This window comes from Brevundimonas sp. (assembly GCF_036399195.1).
GTDB lineage: Bacteria > Pseudomonadota > Alphaproteobacteria > Caulobacterales > Caulobacteraceae > Brevundimonas.
The window spans coordinates 1-3,940 of sequence record NZ_DASWNO010000138.1 but is presented as its reverse complement, the minus strand read 5'-3'; the positions used below and the strand labels follow the sequence as shown (position 1 = coordinate 3,940).

The window sequence follows — 3,940 nt, the reverse complement described above, 5'->3', positions numbered from 1 at the left end:
GGGTCAGGGACGCCGCAAATCCGGCGGCGTCGCCTCTTCGGTCAGCATCCGGATGGCCTCCTCGACGGTGACCACCTCCTGCGCCTGTGATCCCAGCCGGCGGATCGCCACCTTGCCCTCGGCGGCCTCGTTCTTGCCGACGACGGCGATGACCGGGACCTTGCCGACGGAGTGTTCGCGGACCTTGTAGCCGACCTTCTCGTTGCGCAGATCGATCTCGGTACGCAGCCCCGCCGCCTTGAACTTCGCTGCGACCTCGCGGGCGTAGCCGTCGGCTTCGGACACGATGGTCGCCACCACCGCCTGCGTCGGCGCCAGCCACAGCGGGAAGCCCCCGGCGTAATTCTCGATCATGATGCCGATGAAGCGCTCAAAGCTGCCGAGGATGGCCCGGTGCAGCATGACCGGCCGGTGCTTCTGGCCGTCCTCGCCGATGTACTCCGCGTTCAGCCGCTCGGGCAGGACGTAGTCGAGCTGCAGCGTGCCGCAGGTCCATTCGCGGCCGATGGCGTCCTTGACGACGAAGTCCAGTTTGGGTGCGTAGAAGGCGCCGTCGCCTTCGGCGATGACCGGGTCGACCCCGGCCAGCCGCGCGGCCTCGCCCAGCATGCCCTCGGCCTTGTCCCAGAACTCGTCGGAGCCGGCGCGCACGTCGGGCCGGGTGGCCAGATTGATATAGGCCGTCTCCATGCCGAGGTCGGCGTGAACGATCTTGGTCAGCTCGATGAACCGGCGCGTTTCGTCTACGATCTGGTCCTCGCGGCAGAAGATGTGAGCGTCGTCCTGGGTGAAGCCACGCACCCGCATCAGGCCGTGCAGAGCGCCTGAGGGCTCATAGCGGTGGCAGGCCCCGAACTCGGCCATGCGCAGCGGCAGCTCGCGGTAGGACCGCTGGCCGATGCCGAAAATCTGGACGTGGCCGGGGCAGTTCATCGGCTTGAGGGACAGGGTCTCGCCCTCGACCGTCTCGCACACGAACATGTTGGGCCGGTATTTCTCCCAGTGGCCGGACGCTTCCCAGAACTTCCGGTCCAGCACCTGCGGCGTCTTCACCTCGACATAGCCGGCGGCGTCGAGGCGGCGGCGCATATAGGCCTCGATGACCTGCCACAGCACCCAGCCCTTGGGGTGCCAGAAGACCATGCCCCGGCCCTCTTCCTGCATATGGAAGAGCTCCATGGCGCGGCCGATCTTGCGGTGGTCGCGCTTCTCGGCCTCCTCGACGCGCAGCAGATAGGCGTCGAGATCGTCCTTGGTGGCCCAGGCGGTCGCATAGATGCGCTGCAGCTGCGGATTGCGGTGGTCGCCGCGCCAGTAGGCCCCGGCCAGCTTGGTCAGCTTGAAGGCCTTGCCCACGAACTTGGTCGACGGGAAGTGCGGCCCCCGGCACAGGTCCAGCCAACCGCCGGAGCGGTAGACCGTGATTTCCTCCGTGCCCGGCAGATCGCGGATCAACTCGGCCTTGAAGGTCTCGCCGACGCTCTCGAAATGCCTGATCGCGTCGTCTCGGTCCCAGACCTCGCGGATCAGCCTTTCGTCGCGATCGACGATCTCGGCCATCTTCTTCTCGATGGCGGAGAAGTCGTCGGTAGAGAACGGCTCTTCCCGGTAGAAGTCGTAATAGAATCCGTCGTCGATGGCCGGGCCGATGGTTACCTGGGTGCCGGGGAACAGCTCCTGCACCGCCTGGGCCAGCACGTGGGCGGCGTCGTGGCGGATGGTCTCCAGCGCCTCGGGATCGTCGCGCATGATCAGGCGGAAGGCGCCGCCGCTCTCGAGCGGGCGGTCGAGGTCCCACTGCCTGCCGTTGATCTCGGCCAGGGCCGCGCGCTTGGCCAGCGACGGCGAGATGGAGGCGGCGACCTCGCGGCCCGTGGAGCCGTCCGGGTATTCACGGCTGGCGCCGTCGGGGAATTTCAGTTCGATCATCGTTTCGTCTTTGCAGGCGGCGGAACCGGGTCATAGCCCGATTTGCCGAGAGGATGGCATTTGCAGAGGCGCCGGACGGTGAGCCATCCCCCCTTCACCGGACCATGCTGGATCAGCGCGTCCCGGCCGTAGTCGGAGCAGGTCGGCAGGAACCGGCACTGCTGTCCGATCAGGGGCGACAGCGTCAGCTTATAGCCGCGATGGGCCAGCCGGACGCCGCGTTCGTAGAGATTACCGCCGGGAGCCATGTAGCCGCGCTTATCCCCCGCGGAGCGCGCGGGGGCAACACGGCCTCAAGCAGCGAAGCGGCAGGCCGACGACAAGCCGCTCAGGCCGCGCCGGCTAAACTAGTTCGGGCAGCGGGCCGTTTGCGCTCGAGCGCCTGCCGCATTGCGTCGACAGCGGCCTCGATGGCGACCATGGTCGAGGCGTGGCGGGCGGGGTAGTCGGCGACCTGCTTCAACGCCTGAAGGCCTTCGAAGCGGCCGGTAGGGCCTTCTCCACCGGCCTTGAACATGTCAGACATGGCGTCCCGGGCGGCGGTCAGTTCCTCAAGTGATGCTCCGACGATACTCTCGCCGAGCACGCCGGCGGCGGCCTGGCCGAGGGCGCACGCCTTCACGTCCTGGGCGAACGATGCGACGCGTCCCGAGGCGTCCAGGGCTACGTCGATGACGGCTTTCGAGCCGCACAGTTTCGCCACGCGCTCGCCTGTGCCGTCAGGCGCAGCCAGGCGCCCGCTGTGCGGCAGGTTGGCCGCCAGCTTGAGAATGCGCGCGCTGTAGAGCTCGTCGATCATGGACGAAATATAGGCGATCAGCCGCCCTGGAGCGAGCCCCACGTCCGGGCCTGATCGACACCGACGGCGCCGGCACGCTCGCGCAGCCAGGCCAGATTGCTGTCAGCGGCGTCCGGCGGAAGGTCGCGGCGGAGCAACTGCTCGGCCTCGCCCATCTTCCCGGTCAGACCCAGCACCATGGCCAGGTTCAGCCGCACCTTCAGCGAGGCGCCCGGCTGCGACGCGGCCCGCCGCAGCAGAGGTTCGGCCGATGCGGTGTCGCCCCGGGTCATGGCGGACATGGCCATGTTCGTCAGCACGTCCGGATTATCGGGCGAGATCGCCAGCGCCTGAGCCCAGGCCGCGCTCGCGTCCTGCGGCCGGCGGACCTGTTCGTAGGCGGCGCCAAGCAGGGACCACGCGCGCCAGTCTCCGGGACGGGCGTCGCGGGCCTGCTCAAGCGCCGCTATGCCGTAGAAGGCCTGGCCGCGGGCGATGTGGGCCCGACCCGCCTCCAGCATCGCCTCGACGTTGGCCGGCTGGACCATCAGCACCTTGCCGGCCATCTCCGCGGCCTGATCGAACCGACCGAGTTCCCGCAGCGCGACCGCAGCCTTGACCCCCGCGATGGGGTCCATCGGATTTATTTCGGCCTGCTCGGTCCAGAAAATCTGGCGCGCGAGAGGATCCGCGCGGTCGTAGGCGGCGCGCACGTCGGCCGTGGCAGGCTGGCGGGTGCGGGGCGCGTTCGCCGCGGTCTGCGCCGGGGCGGTCTGGACAAGGGCGATCGCGGGAGCGGCCGAGGCTCCGAGCAGCAGGGCGGTTGCGATAAGGGCGGTCGTGCGCGACATGGACAGGCGCTCCGGAAGGTTCGGCGTCGAGAATCGGTCCTTCGCGTCAATCCTTGGTTAAGATCGGCCCGTTCGGGCCGGAAAGGCCGTCCATGTCCGCCCTTCATCCCGATCTGCTCACGACAGACGCCGCCGGCGCCGTGCCGGTGCGCTTCGTCGGCCCCGCCGGTGAGATCGAGCCTGGGCTGCGGCCGTGGGCGGAGGCCAACGGCTTCAAGGGCAAGCCGGGCCAGCTTCTGGTTGCGCCCAACGCGGACGGCGGGGTGGCGGCGGTGCTGGTCGGCACGGGCGAGACCTTTGATCCGATGACCGCGCGATCCTTGCCGGCGCGCCTGCCCTCCGGCCTGTACCGGCTGGAGGCCGAGCTCGAGCACGCGGGAAC

4 protein-coding genes and 1 pseudogene are annotated in these 3,940 nt (G+C 68.8%); 1 reads left to right on the top strand and 4 read right to left on the bottom strand.

The genetic code is table 11. From position 1 onward, the window contains the following. Positions 1 to 3 precede the first annotated feature (3 nt). The 4 genes from thrS to VGB60_RS06630 all read right to left on the bottom strand — a co-directional run bounded on the left by thrS (position 4) and on the right by VGB60_RS06630 (position 3,558). Positions 4 to 1,929, bottom strand: a complete 1,926-nt coding sequence (thrS, locus tag VGB60_RS06645) for a threonine--tRNA ligase (protein WP_331037478.1) — start codon at positions 1,927 to 1,929, stop codon at positions 4 to 6. Beyond that, positions 1,926 to 2,177, bottom strand: coding sequence for a membrane protein insertion efficiency factor YidD (yidD, locus tag VGB60_RS06640; RefSeq protein ID WP_331037477.1), 252 nt, complete (start codon positions 2,175 to 2,177; stop codon positions 1,926 to 1,928). The genes thrS and yidD overlap by 4 nt, the downstream gene beginning before the upstream one ends. A gap of 80 nt (positions 2,178 to 2,257) precedes the next feature. Then, on the bottom strand, positions 2,258 to 2,728 hold the full coding sequence (locus VGB60_RS06635; protein ID WP_331037479.1) for an iron-sulfur cluster assembly scaffold protein: 471 nt from the start codon (positions 2,726 to 2,728) through the stop codon (positions 2,258 to 2,260). Positions 2,729 to 2,745: 17 nt separating this feature from the next. Next, entirely contained in the window at positions 2,746 to 3,558 is an 813-nt protein-coding gene (locus tag VGB60_RS06630) for a tetratricopeptide repeat protein (protein WP_331037476.1), read from the bottom strand. A 92-nt stretch (positions 3,559 to 3,650) separates the two neighbouring features. On the opposite strand from VGB60_RS06630, the pseudogene VGB60_RS06625 reads away from it, so the two are divergent. Beyond that, positions 3,651 to 3,940, top strand: a pseudogene (locus VGB60_RS06625) (leucyl aminopeptidase family protein); the annotation flags it as partial.